We start from the raw sequence: 23947 nt of genomic DNA on the forward strand, positions 1-23947 counted from the left end.
CCGTTGCCGGGTTAATAGTTGCTTATAAAGTTATTTATTAGTTAAGTACTCATGAATCGAGTCAGCAGCGGTACGTCCGGCACCCATGGCCAGAATAACGGTTGCTGCACCGGTTACAACGTCGCCGCCGGCATATACGCCCTGCTTGGAGGTAGCACCGGTTTCCAGGTTGGCAACTATGTTGCCGTTTTTATTTAATTCCAGACCTTTAGTGGTTCTGGGTACCAGCGGGTTAGGCCCCTGGCCGATAGCCACTACCACGGTATCGACATCCATGATAAACTCGGAGCCAGGAATGGGAATGGGGCTGCGTCTGCCGGAAGCATCAGGTTCGCCCAGCTCGTACTTAATGCACTTCATACCGGTTACCCAGCCATCTTCGTTGCTGAGGATCTCCACCGGGCTGGTCAAAAGATCGAAAATTACGCCCTCTTCCTCAGCATGCTCGGCTTCTTCCTTACGGGCAGGAAGTTCCTCATGAGAGCGCCGGTAAACGATATGGGACTCTTCGGCACCCAAACGCAGCGCGGTACGAGCACCGTCCATAGCCACGTTGCCGCCGCCCAGCACCGCTACCTTCTTACCAACTTTAATGGGAGTATCATATTTGGGGAACAGGTAGGCTTTCATTAAATTGGTCCGGGTTAAAAATTCGTTGGCGGAGTATACTCCGCAGGCATTTTCCCCGGGAATGCCCATGAAGTAGGGCAGGCCGGCACCGGTGCCGATATAAACGGCGTCAAAGCCTTCTTCTTCCATTAGTTCATCGACAGTGGAGAATTTACCCACTACCGAGTTTACTTCAATCTTAACACCAAGTTTTTTCAGGTTTTCCACTTCAGCCTGTACCACTTCTTTAGGCAGACGGAACTGAGGAATACCGTACATCAACACACCGCCCGCCACGTGCAGGGCCTCGAATATAGTTACTTCATGCCCTTTTTTGGCCAGATCGGAAGCACAGGTTAAACCGGAGGGGCCGGAACCTACCACGGCCACCTTTTTACCGGTGGGCGGGGCTACTTCAGGCACTGTTACACCCATTTTCAGTTCCCGGTCGGCGCAAAAGCGTTCTAAGCGGCCAATGCCCACGGGTTCAAATTTTTTACCCAATGTGCAGTATTTCTCGCACTGGTTTTCCTGGGGACATACACGACCGCAGACCGCCGGTAAAGCATTCTTTTCTTTGATTTTTTTAATGGCTCCGTCAAAATCCCTTTCGGCCACCATCTTAATAAATTGGGGAATAAATACTTGCACCGGGCAGCCCTTGCGGCAGGGTTCATTTTTACACTGCAGGCAGCGCTGAGCCTCAGCCACCGCCGTTTCTTCATCGTAACCAAGAGCCACTTCCTCAAAATTATGAGCTCTTTCCTTGGCGTCCTGGACCGGCATTTCGTGTTTTTTGGGGTCAATTGTTTTTTTAGCTTTTTCGTCAGCCATTATTCAGCACCTCCGTTTCTGCATGTGCATTCTCTATATTCCAGAGCTAACTGCTCCTCGGATTTAAAGTATACCTGGCGCAAAGCCAATTCTGCCCAGTTAACCTGGTGCCCGTCGAAATCGGGACCGTCAACACAGACAAACTTGGTTTCGCCACCTACGGAAATCCGGCAGCAGCCGCACATACCGGTGCCGTCCACCATCAGTGCGTTCAAGCTGACGATCGTTTTAATGTCGTATTCCTTGGTCAAATTGGCAGCAGCCCTCATCATCGGCTGCGGTCCAATGGCAACTACTAGCGGTATGTTTTCTTTGCCCTTTTCTTCAATAATATCTTTTAAAACATCGGTAACAAAACCTTGGCGCACATAGGAACCGTCATCAGTGGTAACGTGCAGTTCGGAACAGGCTGCAGCCATTTTATCTTCCCAGAACAATAGATCCTTAGACCTGGCGCCCATAATTCCGATTACATGGTTGCCGGCTTCTTTAAAAGCCCGAGCAATGGGATGTACCGGTGCGATGCCAACGCCACCGGCCACACATACTACGGTGCCTACATTTTCAATGTGAGTTGGTTCACCAAGCGGGCCGACGAAATCCTTAATATAGTCTCCAGCTTCCATTTCGCCCAATTGGATGGTACTCTTTCCAACTTCCTGGAATACAATAGTGATAGTACCCTTTTCCCGGTCAAAATCGGCAATGGTCAGGGGAATTCTTTCCCCCTCTTCATTGATCTGTAAAATAATGAATTGACCGGCCTTACAGCTTTTAGCAACCCTGGGCGCCTCGACAACAAATTGCTTGATTACCGGTGAATGTACTTGTTTCTCTAAAATTTTGAACATATAACTCCATTCCCCTCCCTCATGTTTTTATAAACAAACTAAACGATAAATTATTTCTATATTATTTGATTAATTCCTGCAGTCCTTTCAAAATATATACAATATTTCATTTAATATAAAGATTTTAGCCGGCCTGTTGTTTTTATATATCTAATTAGCCAAAGAATTGTTGCACAAGCTTCTGAGTTATACTTTTGTTTGACGTGCTACCGCACCTAAGATGCCGTTGATGAATTTTGCTGAATCCGCACCGCCAAACCTCTTGGCCATTTCTAAAGCTTCATTGATGGATACATTGGTTGGGATTTCTTGTATATACAGCATCTCAAACAAAGCCAGGCGCAGGATATTCCTGTCCACAGCCGCCATCCGCTCCACCAGCCATTCCCGGCTGTGCTCACTAATAATTTGATCTAACTCAGCAAGCTTATCCAGGGTGCCATACACCAGCTGGCTGGTAAAATCCAAATCAGGACCGGTTAGTTTAAACTGTTCCTGAATATTTTGCAGCGCTTCATCTACGTCCATTTTACCCACATCCACCTGGTACATTACCTGCATCGCCGATTCCCTGGAAAGTCTTCTACTCATTTATTTGATTTCACCTTTCACCCAGCATGCGTAACAGCCGGTCCTTTATATCAACCTGGTCGTCTAATTGTTTGCCGCCAAAATAGCCTATTACAACGCACACGACAATCAACAGGGTCTTTAAAACTCCCCAGAATATCACAGATAAACTGATCAATAAACCTACCAGTACACCAATTATTTTACCCCGATGCATAAGCATCCATTCCAGGATATATTCCAGATTATCCATTAACAGGCCACTCCCTATTATTCCACCCTGGGTTTAGCTGCTATAAAGCTTTCTACCGCTACCCGCACCTCGGATACAGTTATTCCCACTACCTGATAGATACGATCCTTCACCTCACGCTGAATATCTTCTGAAACGGCAGGAATATTAATCTCCGGTGCAGTGTATAATCTTAAGTTCAGCGCAATGCCCTGAGATGATGACGCCACCTTGGCCTTAACTTCTTTAATTTCCGGTTTGGCAGCAGCCACTTTTTCCGCCAGTGCTTCTATAGCCGCCAAGGATACCCGCACCTGGCCCAGACCGCCTTCATGCACCACAGCTTGTCTTTTTCGTTCAGGCTTTAAAGCCCTCCATAACAGGCGCAAGCCCATAATAATGTACACCACCAGTAAGAGCCATAAAATTTCCTGGTAAGCAGGGGCATTGACCTCCTGCCAAAGCAGTAGTGCCGGCTCCGGCCAGCCGGCCAGAAAAATACCCAGTGCCAGGAAGAACAAAGTTAGGGTTACAGTATACAATACAAGTATGCCACGGTCAAAGGGTCCCATGTACATCCTCCAGTTTTATTTTACCCTGTTATCTTCTTCATTTAATTCATTGGCAAACGCTACTCCTTGCACATTAACGTTTATTTCCACCACCGTTAGACCGGTCATTTTTTCCACGGCGCCTTTCACTGCATCCTGAATTTTAGCCGCTACTTCGGGAATGCTGGAACCGTACTCCACAACTATAAATATATCCACCGCTGCTTCTTTCTCTCCTACTTCCACTTTAACACCTTTGGAGAGGTTTTTCCGGCCTAATTTTTCGGCGATGCCGCCCACTACACCACTGCTCATACCAACCACGCCAGGAACTTCGGCAGCTGCCATCCCTGCAATAATGCGCACAACATCATCGGCGATACGTATGGAACCCAAACCATTTTTTTCTTCGCTCATGATTAATTCCTCCTGTTCCACGATGTAATCCTCCCTCAAAATAACTTAAGTTATTATACCAGAAGAGGCAAATTACCGCAATTGGACTAGTTTCTTAATTAATAGACTACAACTTCGCTTTAGCTCCCCTCTGATTTGCCGAGCAATCACCATATATATCCTCCCTCACTGCCGGTTCGCTTACCGGAAAGTGCGAAAAAAAACAGACCTCCTAAATAAGGCCTGCTTTAATAAAGATAGCTTAAATCAAGGAATAAATAATTAATCAGTTTACAATATTAAACGGGATTAACATTGGTGTCATCGTTCGCCGGCTCAAGCTCTTTAAGTTTTCTAGCCTTTCTTTCCTGTAAGAATTGCGGCGCCACTTGGGGGAATAAAGCTACCGAAACCACATCTTCGGGTTTTTCAATTAAATCTCCGCCCAATTCTCTGGCAGCCGGCAGCTCCGGCTCGATTAAGTCTGCCGGGCGGCATTCGATGGGCTCCTCGTCGCCAATAATCATCTTGCGCACATCTTCATTAACCGGCGCCGGGGGCCGGCCATAATAACCGCGCATGTACTGTTTGGATTCGCTTGTAGCCATTAAATAACGCTGCCCGAAGATTACGTTGAAGGCCGCCTGAGAGCCCACAATTTGACTGGTGGGAGTGACTAGCGGCGGGAAGCCAAAGTCTTCACGCACCCGGGGTACTTCGGCCAGCACCTCAGGCAATTTATCCAGAGCATTTTGTTCTTTAAGCTGGTTGATGAAGTTAGAAATCATGCCGCCAGGAATTTGATAAATTAAAACATTGGTATCAGGGCTGCAGCTGGCGTGATCGAATTCCGTATAATTCGCCCGAACACCCTTGAAGTACTCGGCAATTTCGGAAAGTAGCTCAATATTTAGCCCGGTATCATAAGGGGTTTCCTGAAGCGCACAGACCATGCTTTCGGTGCAAGGCTGTGAGCTTTGTGAGGACATGGTGGAAATGGCACAGTCAATTACATCAACGCCGGCTTCTGCAGCCTTTAAATAAGACATCGCAGCCATGCCGCTGGAGTAATGGCAGTGCAGCTGCACCATGACACCTAGATTTTCTTTCCAGCCCTTGACAATTTCATAAGCAGGCTTCGGAGCCAAAATACCCGCCATGTCTTTTAAGCAGATCGAATCAACGCCCAGCTCAACAAGTTCTTTACCGGTACGCATATAAAAATCGTAATCATGTACCGGACTAATGGTATAAACCACTGTAGCCTGAGCATGAGCTCCTTCCCGCTTAACATACTCAATAGATTTCTCCATGTTGCGGATATCATTTAAAGCATCAAAGATTCTGAAGATATCCATCCCGTTTTCTACGGCCCTTTTAACAAACTCTTCCAGCACGTCATCTGCGTAATGCTTGTAACCTACCACGTTTTGGGCACGCAGCAACATCTGCAGTTTGGTGTTTTTCATCCGGCGCCTGATAGCCCTCAGTCTTTCCCAGGGATCCTCATTGAGGAAGCGCATACAAGTATCGAAGGTAGCGCCTCCCCACATCTCTATGGAGTTGTACCCAACCTGATCCACCTTTTCCAAGATAGGCAGCATATGTTCTGTCCTCATACGTGTGGCCAGTAAGGACTGATGACCATCTCTCAAAGTGGTATCTGTAATCATGACTTTCCTGGTTTCTGCCAAAATATTACCCTCCCTAATTACATTTACATTTATACTTTCAGGGATAATGTCCTTAATAGGCGCTGGCTCCCTGTGTAAAGTTCATGGTTTTATCGTTATAAGATACTCAATTACCCAGTAAATCAACTTAATAAAAAAGTCAGGCTGCTAGAAGTTAACAACCTGGTTAACAAATTTATTATATATCTGTGCTTAAAAAAATTAAATAGATTTACAGCAAGTATACAATATATTAAAAAAATACCTGCCATATACAGTACCATAAATGCTACACATTTACAATCTTCACACACGGCAGACATAGCCAGGGTGGGTAACCAGTTTAATACATAGTATGACGTTATAAGTAAACCGGGAATAAATACATACGTATCAGTTCCCGGTTATGCACTACATACATTTTTATAGTTTTCTAGTTCTCTCTGGTAATGACAATTACACCGTCTTCGGCTACGCCGGTAGTCTTTGCCACCAACTCGGCAATTGCCGAATTATCTGTCTCGGATGCCATATTTTTACCGGGACGCAGAATCACGGTAACGGTATCACTATCTAAAAACACAGCGGCATCTTGATAACCCTTGGCCCGAATTAAATTTTCCAGCTCCATTTCCTGGGATACTTGACCGCTTAATTGCATCATCCTTTCCTGGGCAGTTTTACGCACATCTTCATCTGTCTCGGAGTTCAGCACTTCACGCAAAGTTTCCATTTCCTTGCCTCTAGCCTGCTCCAGGCTCAAACGAGCCTCAACAAAATAAGAACCGTCGGCAGTATTCTCCGGAGCATTGAGCGATGCTTGTCCGGCATCACCTGCTGCATCGACCTCACCATTTTCTGACTGATTTAGGGTTACCGTGGTAGGAGCAGAAGCGTTTTCCTGCAAACCAATCACCTTTTGAGCTAAACCGCCGAACCCAACAGCACAAAAAGCAATACCCATCACTATCAGAAAAACTAAGAATATTTTTTTACGGTCTAATTTTATCACTGTAATCAACCCTAGAAACCCTCCTTCATTGGCAGTACGATAATCCTATGCGGTTCCACACCCAGGGCAACCTGTACCGCCCGGAATAAATCTGCCTTTACCCGGGGTGTACCTGCCCCCTGGGCTACCACCATGATACCCGCTACATCTGGCGCAACTTCCTTTTGCACCACCGGCTTTTCCAGCCCCTGATCACCCCGGGCAATTACTACCGTGCTGGAATCGGTGTTTTCGGTGATCTGCCGTGAACCACCCCCCTGATCCTTCTCCTGGGTAGTTTTAAGACCCGTGGTGGTATTAATGGCATAATCATTATTGGTAGAAGAAGCCAGCTGTACGGTAACTTCCACCTTACCTGCTCCGGCCACCTGTTCCAGCATGTGGCGCAATTCCATTGCTAATTCCTCTTCCTCCCTGGTCATCAATGAATTTGAAACGACACTGGGCTTACTGGTTCCGCCGGTCATTTCGCTATCCAGCGGGGCTTTTTCGGATTTTGTACTGAATACGCTGCTATCACAGCTGCCTAACAACATTAACATAACACCCAGGAGCAGCAGCAATCCTATCGACCAGAACTTCTTATTCTTGGGATTAAATAAATCTGTACCGTTCATGTTCTCACCTCCGTTATTACTGAAACTCATATTTAACTTGATCAGGCTTAAGATTATAGAATTCGGCTATCACCCCGGTCAGCTCAGCAGCTATTTTTTTTTGCTCCGGCGTAGCCTCGTTAACCCGGCTAAACTCATGCACATCGGTTTTTTCACCCAGCTCAACCACCACCGGCTGCACATCCAAAGCTCCGCTCTCGTTATCGGTGAAATTAAGGCCCTCCTTAGCTCCGCCTGCCGGTTCTTTATCTCCCGCCAGAAATACAATGGTGATTTCTTTAATGTCACTGTTTTCTCTATCAACATTTACCCGGGCATCCACCGCTTGCACCTCCGAATTCATGTTAACCAGAGCCAGCACCTGCCCGGACAGCCCTTCGCAGTATTGCTGCTCGGCCTTGTCCCGATTGATAGCCGACAGTTCCTCACCTGCAGCCATGATATCCTCAAGCGGCGGCGCCCCGGTATCGGACACGGTCACCGCAGGCACTTCCTGCATAAACTGGCTGTTCACCACCCCGGCTGCTGCTTGCAATACCGCCATAATAATTAACAGACCTATCACCATTTTGACATAGCGGCGCATATCCCCGTTGGGCAGCAGCATTTCCACCAGCACGGCCAGCACTACAATTACAATTATCGTTTGAATCAGTTCACGGAGTACATCCATACCACCGCCCCCAAACTTAATGTAGCATCACCGTGATATTTCCCAACCCCACCACAATGGCCAGAGAAAAAAAGAACAACAGACCAACCATCGCCACAGCGCCAAAAACTGTAAGCAAACTACCACCCAGCGTGTTTAAACAATTGCTGATCTTATCTTCACCTACAGGCTGGATCACCGCTCCGGCCAGTTTATAAATAAAAGCAATAGTCACTATTTTTACCAGAGGGACCACCAGCAGCATGATGATAATGAGCACTCCTGCAATACCTACCGCGTTTTTCATCAGCAGCGACGACCTGATTACCGCCTCCAAAGCATCGCTGAACACACCGCCCACTACGGGAATAAAGGTATTTGTGGCAAACTTGGCCGTGCGAAAAGTTAAGCTGTCCGCCACCGCTCCGGCTACCCCCTGCAAGGCCATAACTCCCAAAAATATGGTGCTCATCAGGCCCATTACGCTCATAGCCACGGTTTTTAATAAGCCGGCCAGTTTGGACACCTGAAAATGCTCAGACAACCCGCTCACTATTTCCAGTACCGCAGCAAAAAATATCAGCGGGAGGATAACATTATTAATAATCGTACCAAAGGCAGCAATGGTGATAAAAATAATCGGATGAAATATTGCCGCCGAGGCAATTCCACCTACCGCAACCAGCAGGGTCAACAAGAGCGGCAGCAAGGCCTGCATAAAGGTGACCATATGCTCCACTACTTCCCTGCCCAGCTGGATGGCCATACCAAAGGAACCGACAGCAATGGTTATCAGCACCAGGTAAGCCACCATATGAGTAAGCTGCCCGGTGGTTCCCTTTTCAAAGGCACCTGTAATATTGGTCAGTACCGCACAAATCACCGCCAGTACAACCAGTTTCCCCAGCAATGCTGAGTTGGCCACCACTTCACGGAATAAATAATTAATGCACTGGTTAAATATCTCGGTAGGCTGCATGGATATTCGACCGGTGGCCAGGCCGGTGACCAACGCCTTAAAATCGGTTTCCGGCAGGGCACTTTGCAGATCATGATCCATACGGTTGACAAACCGCTGGACTTCGCCCATATCCAACTTACCCACCTGCTCGTCCACTTCCCCGGCGCTCTCGGGAGCCGCCCAGGCTGCCAGGGGCATGGCAAGAGTTAATCCTATATAAAGGGTTAAAAACAACAGCGAGCCCCAAATGCGGCTATGATAGGTTGCTTTATAGCTCATGCTTTTTTCCCCCCTTATGGCACCAGCCGCAACAGTGCCTGAAGCACCGCTACCACAATGGGCACCGCCAGCACCAGTACCATAATTTTGGCAGCCAGTTCAATTTTGGTGGCAAAGGCGCCTTGATCGGCATCCCGGCAGATCTGGGCAATAAAATCTGCGATATAAGCAATACCGATGATTTTAAGCAATGTGCCCAGGTAAATAGTGCTGATGTCGGCTCTTTCCGATAGCTGCTGCAGGATGTCCACAATAGCCCCAATTTTACCCAGGACCAGCAGGAATATGATTACGCCTACTGCAATACTAAGCAGCACTGCCATGGGCGGCGATTTTTGTTTCAGCACCACGGCCAGCACCGCGCCGGTTAGAGCGATACCGGATATCTGTAAAATATCCATACCACCACCGCCTAGAATAATTTAAAAACTGTTTTGACCTCGTCGAAAAGGGTGCCCAGCATTTGGATCACCATGATCAACACCACTGCAATACCCGTTAGAGTCACTGCAAAACCATAGTCTTCTTTGCCAGAATTTTTCAGCACCATTGTAGCTACGGCAACTAAAATGCCAATACCTGCAATTTTAAAGATTAAATCAATGTTGGCACCCATTATGAACATTCCTCCTTTTTTACTTGACTTACTTGTCATAAGTCTCCCGCATTAATTGGGGACATTCCTTGCCAAGGTGTGTCCCCTGACCGCTTAAGTGAGAGTACAACGCCAATTAAGTCATGCATTTGCAGTTCTAAAATTCATGGGGAGCTAAATCTCCCCCTGAATTAAGAACTTGCTTCAATAAAGCGCCAGAACAATAACCAGCCCGCCTAACAACCCCATATAATTCCACATTTTTACGTTTTTAGCTGCCGCCTCTTCGGCTATCGCCATAGCAGTTTTTAACTGTTCTGCAGCCAGGCGCAGGTGCTTGTTTTGATCTTCCCGGTCCGACATACCCAGATTGTTGCCTAACCCTCGCAAGATACTCAAATCACCTGGCCCCAGTGCACTGCGCCGGCTATAAACCTCAAGGGCACCATGCCAGGCTTCCCTGGCGGAACAGCCCCGGTGGGCACCCAGCTCAGCGGCCACTTGACGGAAAAAAGAAGCTGCCGGTACACCTACTTGTTCAGCTACCCCACTTAGCGCCTCGGGCAATGGTGTGGCTGCGTAAGTGATTTCAGTTTCCAGCAATTGCAGTGCTGAAATAAACTGGCGCAGTTCCACCGGTCTGCCGGCATAAGACCTGGAAACCTGCCAGCCGGCCAGCCCTCCGGCTACCACTACCAGCAGTCCGCCAATCAGCTTTAACACATTTTCACCCCCAAGTTTGGCAGATCCGCACCACTGAATATTTTTTCCACCGTGCCCACCCCCCGAGAACGGCCCAGAAGTACAAACCTTTCAATCACATTAAGCTGCAGCAAGTATTTGAGAGCCGGGCGATTAGCTAATTCCCTGAGCGATGAACCATGTATAGTGACGATGACGCGCACTCCCGCATTGAACACCTCTTCCAGCGCATGAATATCCTCCATGCTGCCGATTTCATCGGTAACAATCACATCCGGGGACATAGCCCGCAGGAGCATCATCATACCCTGCGCCTTGGGGCAACCATCCAACACATCCGTCCTCACCCCCACATCCATTTGTGGCACCCCTCGGTAACACCCGGCAATTTCCGAACGCTCGTCCACCACACCCACCGTCCGCCCGGCCAATTGCATACCCGGCAATCCATTGCTCACCTGGCGCACCAGGTCCCGCAGAAGCGTGGTTTTACCGCAGCGGGGAGGCGAAAAAATTACTGTATGATAAACATTCTGCGCTTGGTGTTCAATCAAATGCTTAATCAATCCATTAGCCGCACCTTTAATCTCCCGGCACACACGAATGTTTAATCCAGACAGGTACTTTAGTGTTTTCACACGTCCATTTTCCAGCACGGCCTTGCCGGTAAGCCCGACTCTGTGCCCGCCTGGCAATGTGACATAGCCGTTTTTAAACTCTTCCTCCAGGGCATACAATGAAGAATTGCTGATATTATGCAATACCTTTACCAGATCGGCAGCGTCAATCAGATATGCTCCATCCGGCACAGATACCGGCGTCCCATCCTGTCGCAGGAAGTAATCACTGCCCCCCAGGCCAAGCATCAAAGGCCTGTCCCGGCGCAGCCTAATTTCCTCTAACTCATTAAGATAGCGGGGCGGCACCCGGGCGATCAACTCCGCCAAATTGGACGGCAACATAGCTGCAATCTGCCACCACCCACCGGCAGGGCGTTGAATAGGTTCGGCCGAGTCATACAACACCGGTTTAGTGATCAGATATTTGCTCAATTTACCTACCTCCAGCCCAGACAAGGTTTTGTTATTATACTTTATTTACTAGATTGGTAAAATATGCCCTTTGAAATAAAAAAAAGCCTCCTTGCCAAAGCAAGGAGCAGCTTGGTTTAACAGAATAATTTGGTAGTTTATATATCTTCCTCAATAACCGAGTTCCGGCTGTGCAATATCTCCGGCTCATCTGCAGATGAATGAACATCATCGTTAACGAAAACCACCTCATCGCAATTGGGACAAGTAACCTCAATAGTGTCCTCATCATCTATGACGCTCGGGTGAAAGAGCACTGTCTCCCCGCAGCCGGGGCAATCCGCTTCCATATATTCTTCCAAGTCCTCGTCATGCAGGTCATTTTCCAGCGTATATAAGTCTTCATCCAGGGTTTCAATATATTCTTCCAGTTGTTCTTGAGATTCTTCAAGTTCTGAAAATGAATCGGCAAACTGATCTAAAACATCAATAATACCACCCAGCAGCTTACCTTCCTTACTATCGTCCTCAACATTCATACCGTTGGCCAGCCCCTGCAGGTAAGCCACTTTTGATTTAAGATCAGACATAAAAATACCCCCTTTGTAGTTACTATCAAAAATAGTATCTCTCAAAGCGGGGGTTTTTAAACATATATTTCCTGAATACGGTAACAGATTATTTCTTTACAAGATTTTTTAAGCTCTTTTGATATAATGGCCCGTGCGAGTGTCTACCTGCAGCACATCGCCGACATTAATGAAGAACGGTACCTGCACCACATAGCCGGTTTCCAAGGTAGCCGGTTTAGAACCGCCGGAAGCAGTATCACCCTTGATACCCGGTGCCGTGTCCACCACTTCCAGTTCCACCACATTGGGTAATTCCACACCAATGGAGCGTCCCTGGTAGGACATAATGGTTATAGTCATATTTTCCTTGAGGAATTTAATAGCATCGGCCAACTGCTCTTTAGTCATACTGAACTGGTCATAAGTTTCCATGTCCATAAAATTATATTCTTCACCGTCGTTGTAAAGGTACTGGGTTTCCCGGTGTTCAATTCTAGCCTTAGGTATTTTTTCACCAGCGTTAAAGGTTTTGTCAACTACGGCACCGGTACGTAAATTTCTAAGCTTAGACCGCACAAAAGCTGCCCCTTTACCCGGTTTAACATGTTGAAATTCTACTACCTGATAAACATCGCCATCCATTTCTATGGTCAGGCCGGTTCTGAAATCATTAGTTGAAACCAAACTACTCCGCCTCCTCGAATTATACTGTTTTTATTTTTTAAACACCCGGCAAACCTGGCCATATTTCCACCACCAGCCAGGGTGTTATGGTGAGTTAAAGTTCGATAAGTCTGTCCTTGGGTGAGCCGGTCAGCAGACGGCAGCCGTTTTGCTCTACCAGTACACTGTCCTCAATACGCACTCCACCCCTGCCGGGCAAATAAATACCGGGCTCTACAGTTACCACCATACCTGCCTGTAAAACCGTATCATCTCTGGCAGAAAGGCTTGGTCCCTCGTGTACCGCCAGGCCGACACCGTGCCCGGTGCCGTGACCAAAATATTCTCCATACCCATGTGCAGTTATGATTTCCCGGGCAGCCTTGTCCACCGCACTGGCCGGCACACCTGCTCGTACCGCTGCCAATCCGGCCAGCTGGGCCTCTAAAACAATGCTATATATTTCTCTCATTTGTACGGTTGGTACTCCCAGTGACACGGTCCTGGTCATATCCGAGTTATAATGCTCAACCATTACACCAAAATCCAGCGTGATGACCTCACCCGGACTGATTGATTTAGCCGAGGCCTCGCCGTGCGGCAGCGCAGCCCGGTATCCGGAGGCTACAATAAAGGGGAAAGCAGTTTTCTCCGCACCACGGAGGCGCATAAAGGTTTCCAATTCCAGTGCCACTGCCCTTTCGCTAACCCCGGGCTTGATATAACCACAGATGTGCTGAAAACCTTCATCCAAAAGGGACATAGCTTTTTGGATGGCAGCCAGCTCATCCGGCTCCTTAACCCGCCGGAATAGCTCAACCACACCCTCCACTGAACGCAAGGACATTGCTCCCGGTTTATCCAGCTTATTTTGTAGTGTAGCATAAAATTGATAAGTTATGTAATCTCCTTCGAAGCCCAGAACAGGCAATTTTAACCTGCCGGCCAAATCCACCAGCGCATCAGCCAGGGTTGTTTCAATCTTGACTATTTCCAGGTGCGGGCTTTGCTCCCGTGCTTGTTCAATAAAACGAAAATCGGTAATGATAAAAGATTGCCCGGATGTAATCAACAACGCTCCGGCATCACCGGTGAACCCGCTTAAGTAAAAACGGTTTTCAGGCTGCACAACAATCAGCCCATCTACAGCCTTATCCCGGAGGGCCGCGACCACTTTGTTTACACGCGTTTGCATATAATTCCTCCGTCACACCGGTAAAACCCGACCGGCCAAGATGTCAGTTACTGGAACACGTGTGACTGGTACTTATTGGCCAGTCACCAAACCCACCGCCGCCCGCAGAGCCAGCTGGTAACCCAACGCCCCAAACCCGGTGATCTGCCCTGCCGCCACCGGGGCAATCACTGAAAGACAGCGAAATTCCTCCCGGGCATGGATGTTGGTAATATGTACTTCCACCACCGGCAAAGCAATGGCGGCAACCGCGTCACGCAGGGCATAACTGTAATGGGTAAAGGCGCCCGGGTTAAAAACCACCGCATCGTACTCAGCCGAGGCGGTATGCAGCTTGTCGACCAGCACACCCTCATGATTAGACTGCATGAAACCAATTTCTACTCCCAGCTCACAGGCCAGTTCCTGCAGCGAAGCGTTTATTTCCTCTAATGAGCCGGTACCATATAAACCTGGTTCACGCTTGCCCAGCAGATTGAGGTTCGGACCGTGTAGGACAAGTATTTTCACCCGCATCACCTCAAAAAGATGGGATTATTTTAACATAAATGGCCTAACTTGCATAGCCGTACAATATCAAAGCTTGACCTCTTAACCGCTGATGCTCATATGGGATACTCTAATGGTCGGAGCGCCCCGGCCGCCGAAAAACTCCAGGTCATTGCCCACGGCATCCACCTGTCCCAGCATTTCCATGATATTGCCGGCAATCGCCAGGCCTCGCACCGGGTAAGCCAGCTTACCCTTTTCAATCCATAAACCGCTTGCCCCCAGGGAAAAGTCGCCCGAAATAGGGTTGGCAGTGTGCAAGCCCATTACTTCAGTGACATAAAGACCGCTGTCTATATCGCTAATGATCTGCTCGGCGGTTTGCCGGCCAGGTTCAATAAAAAAGTTGGTGGTTCCTACCTCAGGCGTTCCTTTAAAAGAACCCCGCACCCCGTTGCCGGTGGACAACACCCCGTCCTTGGCGGAAGTATAGATGTTATGCAAGAAGCCCTGCAGCCGGCCGTTTTGCACCAGCACCGTCCTTGAGGTAGGCACCCCTTCACCATCAAAAGGTGCCGAGGCAATCCCGCCGGGCAGTGTACCGTCATCGATAATATTAATTTGCTCAGAGGCCACTTGCTGACCGACCTTACCGGCCAACAGAGAACGCCCCTTTTGCATCGCTTCTGCAGATAATGACGGTGCCAGCAGCCCTAAAACACCGGTGGCTACGTAGGGTTCCAGCACCACTGGTGCCTGCTGCGTCACCCCGGGCTTAGCTCCCAGCATACGCGTAGCCCGGTTTGCAGCCTGTTTGCCCAGAGCGACCGGATCAAGATCGGCAAAGCGCAGGCTGAATTTCATGGCAAAACCGGTCTGGCTGTCCTCTCCCTCGCCCGCTACCAAAGTAATGTACATACCGCAATAAGCGCCCCCGTAATACAATGTCAGGCCCTGTGAATTCACCAGGGTAACTTCGGCCCTACCGTCTTGATAAGCCGAGCTCTCGATGATACTAACCCGGGTATCGGCGGCTCGGGCTGCGCTTTCCATGGTACGGGCCATGTTGATTTTATCTTCTACAGTAGTAGCCCGGATAGACGGATCATATAAGTCCAGATCCGGGTAGCTCGGGGCCGGGCAGGACAGCAACCGGTGCGGGTCGGGCTCAGCCAGACGGGCATTAGCCAGGGCTTGCGTTACCGCATCCCACACAGCTGTATCACCCAAATCTGTAGTAAAAGCAAAACCCGTTTTACCGTCCTGGAAAACCCTGATGCCCATGCCCCGGTCTTCAGCTAATTTCAGAGTCTCCACCCTGTCGTTGCGCACTTCAATTTCTAAATCCTTGCTGCTGCTGATATATGCCTCGGCCATAGCAGCGCCTGTCTGCAGCGCCTTATGTACCGCGTTTTCCGCAATGGATTGGCATTTGACATCCATATGGTTTTCTCGCTCCTTTCAATTAAGTTATTATAATTCAATGAAAAACAAACTATTCCTTTTAGTGCCAATATTAAACATGCCGCAAAATTTCGCCCCAACGTAGATCAGGGCAAAAAAAACTGCCGTTAAGGCAGTTAATGCATAAAACACGAATTGGCAGTCAAAGCAATTAAATCTTTAAATGTAACCGGCGCCAGTTCCTGGACGGATACTTGAACCACTAGATTGGGATCCAGCATAGCCACTATGGCTACCCTCTGCTCAGTCTGCTGATCTGTATAAAAACCTATTACACAAAACTGGGCTTCCTTTCCGGCTACCTTCCGGGTTACAATATCGCCTATTTTCATGAAAAAATACCTCCCAATGGAAGTACCACCAGCAGGATACGATTCCAGGCATCGTGGCATCATAATATCAAACATGAATTTTATGCTCTTGTGCTACAACATATGCCTTTTTATTTTCAGTTGTGCTAAAACAGATCTTACTTGTATTGCGTAACATTGGTTGCTTTAGCAAAAATTAACTTATGTCTAGTACATAATTTTTAACAACCCTGGCGAAAATATAAACAACATTTAAACTACATAAATTATTCAAACTAAAAAGGTGGTGCAATATAATGGATTTTAACTTCAGACAGAATTTTAACACCGACTGGCCAACCTGGAAGAACTATTTAAAAAACGCCATGGAATTTGCCGAAGAACTTGGTATCCCCAAGGATAAAATCAATTCCCTGGCATATCAAGTGGGCGATCTGCTGGCCCAAAGTGTGCCTCCTGCCAACCCCGAACAGCAAACCATCAAAGAGCTGTGGCAGGTAGCCGACCAAAACGAGCGGCAAGTCCTGGCCCGTTTAATGACCAAGCTGGTAAACCAGTAGTACTTGCGACAACGGTAATTAACAAAGCAGTGCAGAATCGGTTATGTAAAGCGCTCCAGTGGGGTGCTTTACTTTTTCTTTAATTACAAATGCTCATGCTACAACCCGGAAATGTGCAAATACCATCTTATGATTTGGCCTGAGTAAAAGGCCGCCAGTACACTACCAAAAGCCAGGAAAGGGCCAAAGGGCACGGAATCCTTTCTGTTTTTTGCCCTCAGCGCCATGAGTGCAATACCCGACAAACCACCCAATAAAAATGAACTGAAGAGCGCAACAATAATATTTGGGAAGCCCAGATACAAACCCATGAGCGCAGATAGTTTGATATCACCGCCCCCCATACCTCCATTTGATACAACAGCAATGAACAAAAATAACAGCCCGGCAAATAGAAAACCAATTAACCCGTCAACTAATTTACCGGGGCCGGATAAAAAAACCAAAGGCAGTCCCAGCACACCACCCGCTAAAATAAGCTCATCCGGAATAATTTTATGCTGGAAATCGATAAACGCAGCTGTTACCAGCACGGCAAAGAATAACCACATAGCTACAGTCTGCCACTGCAAGCCCCAAAAATGATAAGCAACCAGAAATAGCAACGCCGTAAGCAATTCCACCAGAGGATACCGGGCGGATATTCTTTCACCGCAATAACGGCAACGCCCTTTAAGCAGCACATAGCTAAGCAGGGGTACCAAATCCGGCACTCCGAGCCGCCTGCCGCAGCCGGGACAGTGAGACGGGTTAGACACTACCGACTGTCCCCGCGGCAACCGGTATATACACACATTAAGAAAGCTGCCGATGCAGGCACCTATAATAAACACTAGCACTTGAACAAAATACATCGCATTCTCCAGGTGTATCCTTTAGTTAAAGACAGGCTCACTCTTACTCCCCGTGGCCGGTACCGCCAACCACTAGTTCCTTAATCCTTATGGTGGGCTGAGCATCGCTAACCGGCACACCCTGACCATCTTTGCCGCAAGTGCCGATAGTAAAGCCCAGGTCGCTGCCCACCGCTTCGATAAGCCGTAGCACCGCGGGGCCATTGCCGGTCAAAGTAGCACCGCGCACCAGGGGTCCAACAGCGCCGTTTTCAATTAAATAGCCCTCAGCAACATCAAACACAAAATCACCGGTGGTGGTATTAACCTGCCCCCCGCCCATTTTTTTCACCAGCAACCCGTTTCCGGCATCACGGATAATCTGGGCCGGATCATCCTGACCTGGCGTGATAAAAGTATTGCCCATGCGGGGAATAGGCTTATGCTGGTATGATTCCCGGCGGCCGTGACCGTTGGACTCAACCCCGTCCCGGTGAGCGGTCAGCCGGTCGTATAGAAAATCTTTCAAAATTCCGTTCTCAATTAACACCACTTTACGAGCCGGTACACCCTCATCATCAAAGCTGTAGGAACCGTAGCGGTCGGGCAACGTGGCATCATCCACCACCGTGACACACGACGCCGCCACCTGCCGGCCTATTTTCCCAGCATATACGGAAAGCCCTTTTTGCACCAGGTCGGCCTCCAGCCCATGGCCGCAGGCCTCGTGCACCATAGTGCCGCCCGCCTCCCCGGCCAACACTACCGGCATCTTTCCGGCCGGCGCCGGTTTGGCCGTCAACATCTGCACAGCCCGCCGGGCTGCAGCGGCACCGACCTCCTCCGGTTTATATCGCTCCAGCAGTTCAAAACCGCTATGACTGCCCACCGCCTCATAGCCCGTTTGGATCACCGCGCCTTCTGACGCCACTGCATTCACCATCAACCGGGTGCGAATCCTCTCGTCTTCCGCAAAATACCCCCGGCTATTGGCTATGGTCACCCGCTGAACGATATCGCTGTAACCAACCATCACCTGCTTGATTCTGGACCGGTCGACGATGCGGGCAGCTTCATCAGCAGCCCGCACCGCATGAACCTTCTGCTCGGTACTCACCTGGTCGGGCCGCTGCAACACCTCGAATTTTACCGGCGATTCTACCCGCTGCAGCACAAAAGTTTTTTTCTCACCGCCCTGGCCGGCTACGGCATGACTGACAATGGTGGCCGCCTTAAGCAAGCCCTCCCGGCTTAAATCATTGGTATAGGCATAAGAAGTTATGTCGCCAAGTAAAACCCTGATTCCCGCCCCGGAATCAATACCCGAGTGGATGCGCTCAATTTTGCCGTCCTCACAGCCGATACCGGTCAATTTTTTATACTCCACAAACACATCGGCAAAATCGCCGCCGTTGGCTAATGCGACAGCCAGTACCTCACTTAAAGTATCCTTATCCAGCATACCGTTCACCGTCCAGTTCAAATTTAATATAAACAGCAATAAATGCTAAAATAACCTATGACTAAAAACAAGCTAATTATAGTAGCTACTTATTAACAACCTCTATTTTACTTCCAAGGCATTATTTTTATTATACTTTGCTCACGAATAGTATTATACCATGGAGATAATTGGTATGATAGATAAATCAGCTGCATTGTGTATGTGATTAAAATACGGCACGTGATTCCTCCCATAGTTTTGTTTTAATATTAACCGTTAAAGCACCGTCTAACGGCTCAGGGCCGAGAACATGGCATATTTTTAATAGCCCAACCCCCACAGGTTCATATATCAGGTCACCAACGCAAGCCGCTCCATAAAGCGATGCGCCCTCTTGAGCGTATAAAGAACCACCGGCTATAACATTGGCATATACATTAAAGCTATGTATATTTATATCTCCAAGAGCAACCAGTGTTAAGCTTCCATTACCTATACCGGTATTTTCTCCCCCGGAAACCCCGGTTTCCATATTTCCCATCACATTAATATTGCCGGTGGAAAAGATCAATGCTATCCCCTGGTAATCACCGGAAACATTGACGTTACCCTCCACATAATAAAAACCGTTATAGTCTGTTATAACCCCGCAGCCACCAAATTCCACATCGTTATAAAACACATGATCATCTTCCGTTGCCTTCTCTAAGTAATAATTCTCATCCAGTTCCGGAAAAGATGGTATGTAATCGTAATTGCTATGTATTTGTCCAACACAATTACCCGTAACATTACCGCTAGCGTAAATGTCACCATTGACCAGCATATTGTCAGGTATGTTAATACTGCCGTTTATGATCATACTACCATCTACTGTTATATTATTGTACATATCAAAAGAAGCCGGTTGGGCGGGCAAGACAGCAAGTCCCTTTAAAAAATCTTCCATACCATACACAGCAACTGTATACCTCAATGTTTTTTGGGCCAGCAATTCACCGGCATCGTTTTCATACCGTCCAAAGGAATTAATCAATAAAGAGTTGCCAATAAATTGCCTTTGTTTTATAGCCTCGACTGAATTTGTGACATCGTCACTAACCGGTGTTTCCAAGAAAACCCGGGTAAAAACATCATTACTATTAGCTGCGGGTAAGTTATTCAACCAACCGTCGTCCTCTTTAATAGCGGCAATGGTTTTTTCGACACCGGCCTCAGCAGCACAATGTGCCTTGATATACTCTTCCTCCCTAATAACATTCATATAACACCCTATAGTCATGGTACACAAAGCAGAGGATAATATAAAAAGTACAGCGGTTATCATTATCACCAATACTAAAGTTTGTCCGTCTTCCTCACCTAGAGTCTTTTTCACAGTCCATGCACCTGATTCTTATAATTTTTCAGCATAACAGATGTGCTTACATCCATTTTACCGCTATCGTCCTTTTCACCGGTTAATTTCAGCTGAACTGTACAGGTGTCCGTACCTATATTAACAATTTCTACAGCAAGCCCTGTGACATATCTAGCCACCGGATTATGGCCATACCCGTTTATAGAACGAATTAATTGATATGCTGCCTCATTATCACCGCTTTTACTTATCCGATAAGAAATCACATTATCATGTGGATCTATAAAAATAAGCCGACCACTTCCACTATTATCAATAGACGTAATTTCAGCCGCCTGGCGAACTTCACGGGAAACTCTGTTTATACCTACCCGCAAGTTTTCTTGCACTTCCAGCCTACTCAGGTTCAAATAGCAGGCTCTTACACAAAAAGAAAATAAAGAGTTTGCAGTAGCCAGCACAATAACCATTAAAAGCATAGCCACTAACAAACCAATCAAAGTAGAACCACCAATTTTGGACACCTTTAACATAATGCTCACCTTTTGGCTCTGGCCCCGGCAATAGTTATAGATTTCTCCAGACCGGATACCGGTTCAGTGAAATATACCGTAACGTTGATATTCTTTAAAAATTTACTGTATTCGACATCATTTTGGACGTCTACTGCATATTGATATTCGCCAAAAAATTCAGGATAGTCTGTTTTGGGTACTGATGCAATGTTTTCAAATTCCAAACCCATTATTTCCTCCAGCTTGCCATGAGCCAGTTCTACTGCTTTAAGGCGCTGCATAGCTCCCGCCAGCCGATACGTTGAAGTGGTAACAGCAAATAATATGGCAACAGCGCATATGCTCAATATTAATACAGAGCTTATCACTTCCATGAGGATAAATCCCCGCTTATTAGTAAGCAAAAGCATCCCCTCCATGATAACGGATAACGCATAAGAAACCACGTTTGAATGCTAATGATTCTATTGCCCACCAATCTGCCTATATGATAAAATTTATACAATTATCAGAAATTTCCTGCCTCAATAGAAAAAAATTTCTAAAATGTTACATAATTTTGTAACTTTTTTCAGCAGCACAAAAACATATAAATACCTTATTAATTGATATAAAATAAAGTTCAAAGAATGCGTTTGATATGAATTACTATAAAGCATTTCCCGCCAGGAATAAGGGATATTCATTAATTGAGCTAACCATCGTTATCCTGATTATGAGCATAATCATGGCCATAGTTGTGCCCATTATGAATAACTATATAGCAAATTATCAACTGCAAACCGAGTGTATGCAGTTACAACAGCATATTCGTTCAGTAGCACAGGAAGCGCTGGTTAAGGATTCCGACAGTTTCTATATCCGGCTGCGTTTAATAGAAGATAAATATATAATTGTGGCTCCGTCAGGCAATAGTAATTCAACAACTGTACAATTGCCCGACGGAATAGATCTGGCTTTTTCAAATTTCCCGCTCGATTACATTAGATTCTCCGGCAAGGGTAAGCCAGTCGTTGGCGGACATATTAGATTGGAGAGTAAAAAGACCGGGAAAATGCAATATGTCATAGTTGCCGCCATAACGGGGCGGGCCAGGATCAGTAACCAGCCACCTCTGTCAAACGAATAACAAGTTCGCAGTTTCAACATGGTCGCATTGCCATTGCCCACATGCATAGCCAACCAGCATTAAGAAAAATATAAAAATAAAAAGGAAAGAGGTGATTAACCATGCCGGTAATTACCGTGGACGGACCAAAATTAACCAGGGAACAAAAGTCGAAACTGGTTAAAGCCATCACCAAAGTAGCTAGTGAAATAATCCAGCTGCCGGAAAGTTCCATCATTGTATTGATCGAGGAGAGGGAACGCGACAACGTAGGCGTAGGGGGCATATTGCTGTCTGATAAAGACTAAATCATAAGGAAAGCGGATCTTCTGCGGCTTTACTGATGTTAAACACATGAACTGCTACGCCGTATCCGAGGTTTCCGACGAGGAACGTAAACAAATGCTGGATAACGTCAAAGAGTTTATTACTTAATCTTAACAGCCAAGTGCATTACATAATATAATAAATCCGGAAGGTGAACCGGACCTTCCGGATTAATGCTCAATAATATGCCGGGGGCGAAAAAATGCAAGCATTGGCAGGTTTTATGCTTTCCGAAACCCAAATACTGGAGATAGCCGGCCGTTTTCAAAAAGCCATGACGGATGGCCTTGCCGGAAAGAGCAGTACATTAAAAATGCTGCCTTCTTTTTTGACCAAGCTGCCTACCGGACAGGAAAAAGGTGTTTATCTAGCCGTGGATTTCGGCGGCACCAATGTGCGCGTGTTAACAGTAGAACTCCAAGGCAACAGGGCTTACAGAACTCTCCAACGACGATCGTTTCCCTTGCGGGACCGGGAAAAAGGCTACGACTTCACCACCCCGGAGACTGCCGGCAGCGATTTGTTTCAGTTTATTGCCGGGCAAATGGAAACTATCCTGGTACCCGGCCAAACTTACCCCCTAGGCTTTACCTTTTCTTTCCCCAGCCGGCAAACAGGGGTTAACCGGGCTGCATTAATCAAATGGACCAAAGAAATCCAAACATCCGGCGTGGAAGGCAGGGACGTTGCCGAACTGCTGCAAAAAGCGTTGGCCGTTAGAAATTTAACTCGGGTTATGCCCAGGGTCGTTATCAACGACACAGTAGGCACATTGCTAACCGCAGCTTATGGTGACCGGCATGCGGACATAGGGTCAATATGCGGAACCGGCCATAACACCTGTTATCTGGAGCCAAGTTCACCAATAACAGGCCAAACTATGATTATTAATATGGAATCCGGCAATTTTAATGAACTGCCTGCCACTGCTTACGACCTGGAGCTGGACAGGCAAAGCCAATTACCCGGAGAACAGTGTCTGGAAAAAATGGCCGGCGGCCAGTATATAGGTGAATTAACCAGAATAATAATCCAAGACTTCATTAACAAAAAATTACTTTTTGCACCCGGCCGGTCAGAAATATTCTTTATACCTTATCAAATTAAAGCTGAGGATCTGGCCAGATTACTGGACGACAAAAGCCCGGATTTAGCCGACGTGTCGCATTGGCTGAAAACAACCTGCCAAATACCCAGTTCACGGTTAGAAGAGCGAATAACCCTGCGCAATATTGCAACCGCTGTGATTACCCGTTCCATACAGCTTATAGCCGCAACTTACACCGGAGTGTTAAAACATATCGACCCGGGCTTAAAGCACCGCCACACCATCGCCATAGACGGTTCATTGTATGAATTAATGCCCGGGTATGCAGATAAGTTAAACAGCATCCTCAAAAACATCTTCAAAGATAAGCCCGGCTTTGTTACCACTAAACTTACCAAAGATGGCTCAGGGGTTGGAGCTGCCATTGCGGCCGCCATAGTCGAAGAACAAACAGGCAGAACGTCTAATATCGCAATCTTAAAGTCATAGTCTC

30 protein-coding genes are annotated in these 23947 nt (G+C 47.3%); 4 read left to right on the forward strand and 26 right to left on the reverse strand.

Annotated elements, in window-relative coordinates:
- Nucleotides 1–30: 30 nt before the first annotated feature.
- From gltA to SPSYN_RS01320, 21 genes are all read right to left on the reverse strand, one after another.
- Complete coding sequence (gltA, locus tag SPSYN_RS01220; RefSeq protein ID WP_161820682.1) at nt 31–1443, reverse strand: NADPH-dependent glutamate synthase; 1413 nt, start codon at nt 1441–1443, stop codon at nt 31–33.
- Entirely contained in the window at nt 1443–2294 is an 852-nt protein-coding gene (locus SPSYN_RS01225) for a sulfide/dihydroorotate dehydrogenase-like FAD/NAD-binding protein (RefSeq protein ID WP_161820683.1), read from the reverse strand. Before SPSYN_RS01225 ends, gltA begins: the two co-directional genes overlap by 1 nt.
- Before the next feature lie 186 nt (nt 2295–2480).
- On the reverse strand, nt 2481–2885 hold the full coding sequence (gene nusB, locus SPSYN_RS01230) for a transcription antitermination factor NusB (protein ID WP_161820684.1): 405 nt from the start codon (nt 2883–2885) through the stop codon (nt 2481–2483).
- A gap of 10 nt (nt 2886–2895) precedes the next feature.
- On the reverse strand, nt 2896–3117 hold the full coding sequence (locus tag SPSYN_RS01235) for a DUF2273 domain-containing protein (protein ID WP_161820685.1): 222 nt from the start codon (nt 3115–3117) through the stop codon (nt 2896–2898).
- 17 nt (nt 3118–3134) lie between these two features.
- Nucleotides 3135–3668: an alkaline shock response membrane anchor protein AmaP gene (gene amaP / locus SPSYN_RS01240; RefSeq protein WP_161820686.1), complete on the reverse strand. Its 534-nt coding sequence runs from the start codon at nt 3666–3668 to the stop codon at nt 3135–3137.
- A 15-nt stretch (nt 3669–3683) separates the two neighbouring features.
- Nucleotides 3684–4064, reverse strand: coding sequence for an Asp23/Gls24 family envelope stress response protein (locus SPSYN_RS01245; RefSeq protein ID WP_161820925.1), 381 nt, complete (start codon nt 4062–4064; stop codon nt 3684–3686).
- A gap of 278 nt (nt 4065–4342) precedes the next feature.
- Nucleotides 4343–5737 carry a pyruvate carboxylase subunit B gene (locus SPSYN_RS01250; RefSeq protein ID WP_480935851.1) on the reverse strand — a complete coding sequence of 465 codons (1395 nt, stop codon included), beginning with the start codon at nt 5735–5737 and terminating at the stop codon, nt 4343–4345.
- Nucleotides 5738–6149: 412 nt separating this feature from the next.
- Nucleotides 6150–6728, reverse strand: coding sequence for a SpoIIIAH-like family protein (locus SPSYN_RS01255; RefSeq protein ID WP_243152879.1), 579 nt, complete (start codon nt 6726–6728; stop codon nt 6150–6152).
- Between the two features lie 11 nt (nt 6729–6739).
- The gene (gene spoIIIAG / locus SPSYN_RS01260; RefSeq protein ID WP_161820688.1) at nt 6740–7345 is read right to left on the reverse strand and encodes a stage III sporulation protein AG; all 606 of its coding nucleotides are present in this window, start codon (nt 7343–7345) and stop codon (nt 6740–6742) included.
- Nucleotides 7346–7361: 16 nt separating this feature from the next.
- The gene (gene spoIIIAF / locus SPSYN_RS01265; RefSeq protein ID WP_161820689.1) at nt 7362–8018 is read right to left on the reverse strand and encodes a stage III sporulation protein AF; all 657 of its coding nucleotides are present in this window, start codon (nt 8016–8018) and stop codon (nt 7362–7364) included.
- 16 nt (nt 8019–8034) lie between these two features.
- Nucleotides 8035–9237 carry a stage III sporulation protein AE gene (spoIIIAE, locus tag SPSYN_RS01270; protein ID WP_161820690.1) on the reverse strand — a complete coding sequence of 401 codons (1203 nt, stop codon included), beginning with the start codon at nt 9235–9237 and terminating at the stop codon, nt 8035–8037.
- Nucleotides 9238–9251: 14 nt separating this feature from the next.
- Entirely contained in the window at nt 9252–9638 is a 387-nt protein-coding gene (spoIIIAD, locus tag SPSYN_RS01275) for a stage III sporulation protein AD (protein ID WP_161820691.1), read from the reverse strand.
- 11 nt (nt 9639–9649) lie between these two features.
- Nucleotides 9650–9853, reverse strand: a complete 204-nt coding sequence (spoIIIAC, locus tag SPSYN_RS01280) for a stage III sporulation protein AC (protein WP_161820692.1) — start codon at nt 9851–9853, stop codon at nt 9650–9652.
- A 183-nt stretch (nt 9854–10036) separates the two neighbouring features.
- Nucleotides 10037–10555 (reverse strand): stage III sporulation protein SpoIIIAB, encoded by a 519-nt coding sequence (spoIIIAB, locus tag SPSYN_RS01285; protein ID WP_161820693.1) that lies wholly within the window; start codon nt 10553–10555, stop codon nt 10037–10039.
- On the reverse strand, nt 10549–11496 hold the full coding sequence (gene spoIIIAA, locus SPSYN_RS01290; RefSeq protein WP_161820927.1) for a stage III sporulation protein AA: 948 nt from the start codon (nt 11494–11496) through the stop codon (nt 10549–10551). Before spoIIIAA ends, spoIIIAB begins: the two co-directional genes overlap by 7 nt.
- Nucleotides 11497–11723: 227 nt before the next feature.
- Nucleotides 11724–12155, reverse strand: a complete 432-nt coding sequence (locus SPSYN_RS01295; RefSeq protein ID WP_161820694.1) for a CD1247 N-terminal domain-containing protein — start codon at nt 12153–12155, stop codon at nt 11724–11726.
- 108 nt (nt 12156–12263) lie between these two features.
- Nucleotides 12264–12821: an elongation factor P gene (efp, locus tag SPSYN_RS01300; RefSeq protein WP_161820695.1), complete on the reverse strand. Its 558-nt coding sequence runs from the start codon at nt 12819–12821 to the stop codon at nt 12264–12266.
- A 94-nt stretch (nt 12822–12915) separates the two neighbouring features.
- Complete coding sequence (locus SPSYN_RS01305) at nt 12916–13995, reverse strand: M24 family metallopeptidase (RefSeq protein WP_161820696.1); 1080 nt, start codon at nt 13993–13995, stop codon at nt 12916–12918.
- A gap of 72 nt (nt 13996–14067) precedes the next feature.
- On the reverse strand, nt 14068–14505 hold the full coding sequence (aroQ, locus tag SPSYN_RS01310; protein WP_161820697.1) for a type II 3-dehydroquinate dehydratase: 438 nt from the start codon (nt 14503–14505) through the stop codon (nt 14068–14070).
- Nucleotides 14506–14586: 81 nt separating this feature from the next.
- On the reverse strand, nt 14587–15927 hold the full coding sequence (locus SPSYN_RS01315; RefSeq protein WP_161820698.1) for a TldD/PmbA family protein: 1341 nt from the start codon (nt 15925–15927) through the stop codon (nt 14587–14589).
- Between the two features lie 137 nt (nt 15928–16064).
- A complete protein-coding gene (locus SPSYN_RS01320) occupies nt 16065–16280 on the reverse strand; it encodes a hypothetical protein (RefSeq protein ID WP_161820699.1) in 216 nt (71 codons plus the stop codon).
- A 275-nt stretch (nt 16281–16555) separates the two neighbouring features.
- On the opposite strand from SPSYN_RS01320, the gene SPSYN_RS01325 reads away from it, so the two are divergent.
- On the forward strand, nt 16556–16819 hold the full coding sequence (locus SPSYN_RS01325) for a DUF3243 domain-containing protein (RefSeq protein ID WP_161820700.1): 264 nt from the start codon (nt 16556–16558) through the stop codon (nt 16817–16819).
- A 98-nt stretch (nt 16820–16917) separates the two neighbouring features.
- Here SPSYN_RS01325 and SPSYN_RS01330 read toward each other — a convergent pair whose 3' ends face one another.
- From SPSYN_RS01330 to SPSYN_RS01350, 5 genes are all read right to left on the reverse strand, one after another.
- Nucleotides 16918–17673 (reverse strand): prepilin peptidase, encoded by a 756-nt coding sequence (locus SPSYN_RS01330; protein WP_202623698.1) that lies wholly within the window; start codon nt 17671–17673, stop codon nt 16918–16920.
- A gap of 43 nt (nt 17674–17716) precedes the next feature.
- Nucleotides 17717–19114, reverse strand: coding sequence for a TldD/PmbA family protein (locus SPSYN_RS01335; RefSeq protein ID WP_161820701.1), 1398 nt, complete (start codon nt 19112–19114; stop codon nt 17717–17719).
- A 208-nt stretch (nt 19115–19322) separates the two neighbouring features.
- Complete coding sequence (locus tag SPSYN_RS01340) at nt 19323–20474, reverse strand: DUF342 domain-containing protein (protein WP_161820702.1); 1152 nt, start codon at nt 20472–20474, stop codon at nt 19323–19325.
- Complete coding sequence (locus tag SPSYN_RS01345; RefSeq protein ID WP_207708543.1) at nt 20471–20956, reverse strand: PilW family protein; 486 nt, start codon at nt 20954–20956, stop codon at nt 20471–20473. Before SPSYN_RS01345 ends, SPSYN_RS01340 begins: the two co-directional genes overlap by 4 nt.
- 38 nt (nt 20957–20994) lie before the next feature.
- Nucleotides 20995–21375 carry a type IV pilus modification PilV family protein gene (locus SPSYN_RS01350; RefSeq protein WP_161820704.1) on the reverse strand — a complete coding sequence of 127 codons (381 nt, stop codon included), beginning with the start codon at nt 21373–21375 and terminating at the stop codon, nt 20995–20997.
- Between the two features lie 236 nt (nt 21376–21611).
- On the opposite strand from SPSYN_RS01350, the gene SPSYN_RS01355 reads away from it, so the two are divergent.
- From SPSYN_RS01355 to SPSYN_RS01365, 3 genes are all read left to right on the forward strand, one after another.
- Entirely contained in the window at nt 21612–22100 is a 489-nt protein-coding gene (locus tag SPSYN_RS01355) for a type II secretion system protein (RefSeq protein WP_161820705.1), read from the forward strand.
- A 101-nt stretch (nt 22101–22201) separates the two neighbouring features.
- Nucleotides 22202–22387 (forward strand): 4-oxalocrotonate tautomerase DmpI, encoded by a 186-nt coding sequence (dmpI, locus tag SPSYN_RS01360; RefSeq protein ID WP_161820706.1) that lies wholly within the window; start codon nt 22202–22204, stop codon nt 22385–22387.
- Nucleotides 22388–22608: 221 nt separating this feature from the next.
- A complete protein-coding gene (locus SPSYN_RS01365) occupies nt 22609–23943 on the forward strand; it encodes a hexokinase family protein (RefSeq protein WP_161820707.1) in 1335 nt (444 codons plus the stop codon).
- Nucleotides 23944–23947: the final 4 nt, after the last annotated feature.

The sequence above is a fragment of the Sporotomaculum syntrophicum genome (assembly GCF_009932395.1).
Taxonomy (GTDB): Bacteria; Bacillota; Desulfotomaculia; order Desulfotomaculales; family Desulfallaceae; genus Sporotomaculum; species Sporotomaculum syntrophicum.

Excerpts from the sequence above, each read along its gene's own strand:
- SPSYN_RS01325 (WP_161820700.1), top strand. The coding sequence starts at position 16,556 with ATGGATTTTAACTTCAGACAGAATTTTAACACCGACTGGCCAACCTGG.
- SPSYN_RS01335 (WP_161820701.1), bottom strand. The coding sequence starts at position 19,114 with ATGCTGGATAAGGATACTTTAAGTGAGGTACTGGCTGTCGCATTAGCC.
- SPSYN_RS01330 (WP_202623698.1), bottom strand. The coding sequence starts at position 17,673 with ATGTATTTTGTTCAAGTGCTAGTGTTTATTATAGGTGCCTGCATCGGC.
- spoIIIAF (WP_161820689.1), bottom strand. The coding sequence starts at position 8,018 with ATGGATGTACTCCGTGAACTGATTCAAACGATAATTGTAATTGTAGTG.
- spoIIIAC (WP_161820692.1), bottom strand. The coding sequence starts at position 9,853 with ATGGGTGCCAACATTGATTTAATCTTTAAAATTGCAGGTATTGGCATT.
- SPSYN_RS01315 (WP_161820698.1), bottom strand. The coding sequence starts at position 15,927 with ATGGATGTCAAATGCCAATCCATTGCGGAAAACGCGGTACATAAGGCG.
- SPSYN_RS01305 (WP_161820696.1), bottom strand. The coding sequence starts at position 13,995 with ATGCAAACGCGTGTAAACAAAGTGGTCGCGGCCCTCCGGGATAAGGCT.
- spoIIIAA (WP_161820927.1), bottom strand. The coding sequence starts at position 11,496 with ATGTTGCCGTCCAATTTGGCGGAGTTGATCGCCCGGGTGCCGCCCCGC.
- nusB (WP_161820684.1), bottom strand. The coding sequence starts at position 2,885 with ATGAGTAGAAGACTTTCCAGGGAATCGGCGATGCAGGTAATGTACCAG.
- amaP (WP_161820686.1), bottom strand. The coding sequence starts at position 3,668 with ATGGGACCCTTTGACCGTGGCATACTTGTATTGTATACTGTAACCCTA.
- spoIIIAE (WP_161820690.1), bottom strand. The coding sequence starts at position 9,237 with ATGAGCTATAAAGCAACCTATCATAGCCGCATTTGGGGCTCGCTGTTG.
- spoIIIAD (WP_161820691.1), bottom strand. The coding sequence starts at position 9,638 with ATGGATATTTTACAGATATCCGGTATCGCTCTAACCGGCGCGGTGCTG.
- SPSYN_RS01295 (WP_161820694.1), bottom strand. The coding sequence starts at position 12,155 with ATGTCTGATCTTAAATCAAAAGTGGCTTACCTGCAGGGGCTGGCCAAC.
- SPSYN_RS01365 (WP_161820707.1), top strand. The coding sequence starts at position 22,609 with ATGCAAGCATTGGCAGGTTTTATGCTTTCCGAAACCCAAATACTGGAG.
- SPSYN_RS01235 (WP_161820685.1), bottom strand. The coding sequence starts at position 3,117 with ATGGATAATCTGGAATATATCCTGGAATGGATGCTTATGCATCGGGGT.
- SPSYN_RS01245 (WP_161820925.1), bottom strand. The coding sequence starts at position 4,064 with ATGAGCGAAGAAAAAAATGGTTTGGGTTCCATACGTATCGCCGATGAT.
- dmpI (WP_161820706.1), top strand. The coding sequence starts at position 22,202 with ATGCCGGTAATTACCGTGGACGGACCAAAATTAACCAGGGAACAAAAG.
- SPSYN_RS01225 (WP_161820683.1), bottom strand. The coding sequence starts at position 2,294 with ATGTTCAAAATTTTAGAGAAACAAGTACATTCACCGGTAATCAAGCAA.
- spoIIIAG (WP_161820688.1), bottom strand. The coding sequence starts at position 7,345 with ATGAACGGTACAGATTTATTTAATCCCAAGAATAAGAAGTTCTGGTCG.
- gltA (WP_161820682.1), bottom strand. The coding sequence starts at position 1,443 with ATGGCTGACGAAAAAGCTAAAAAAACAATTGACCCCAAAAAACACGAA.
- SPSYN_RS01320 (WP_161820699.1), bottom strand. The coding sequence starts at position 16,280 with ATGAAAATAGGCGATATTGTAACCCGGAAGGTAGCCGGAAAGGAAGCC.
- SPSYN_RS01355 (WP_161820705.1), top strand. The coding sequence starts at position 21,612 with ATGAATTACTATAAAGCATTTCCCGCCAGGAATAAGGGATATTCATTA.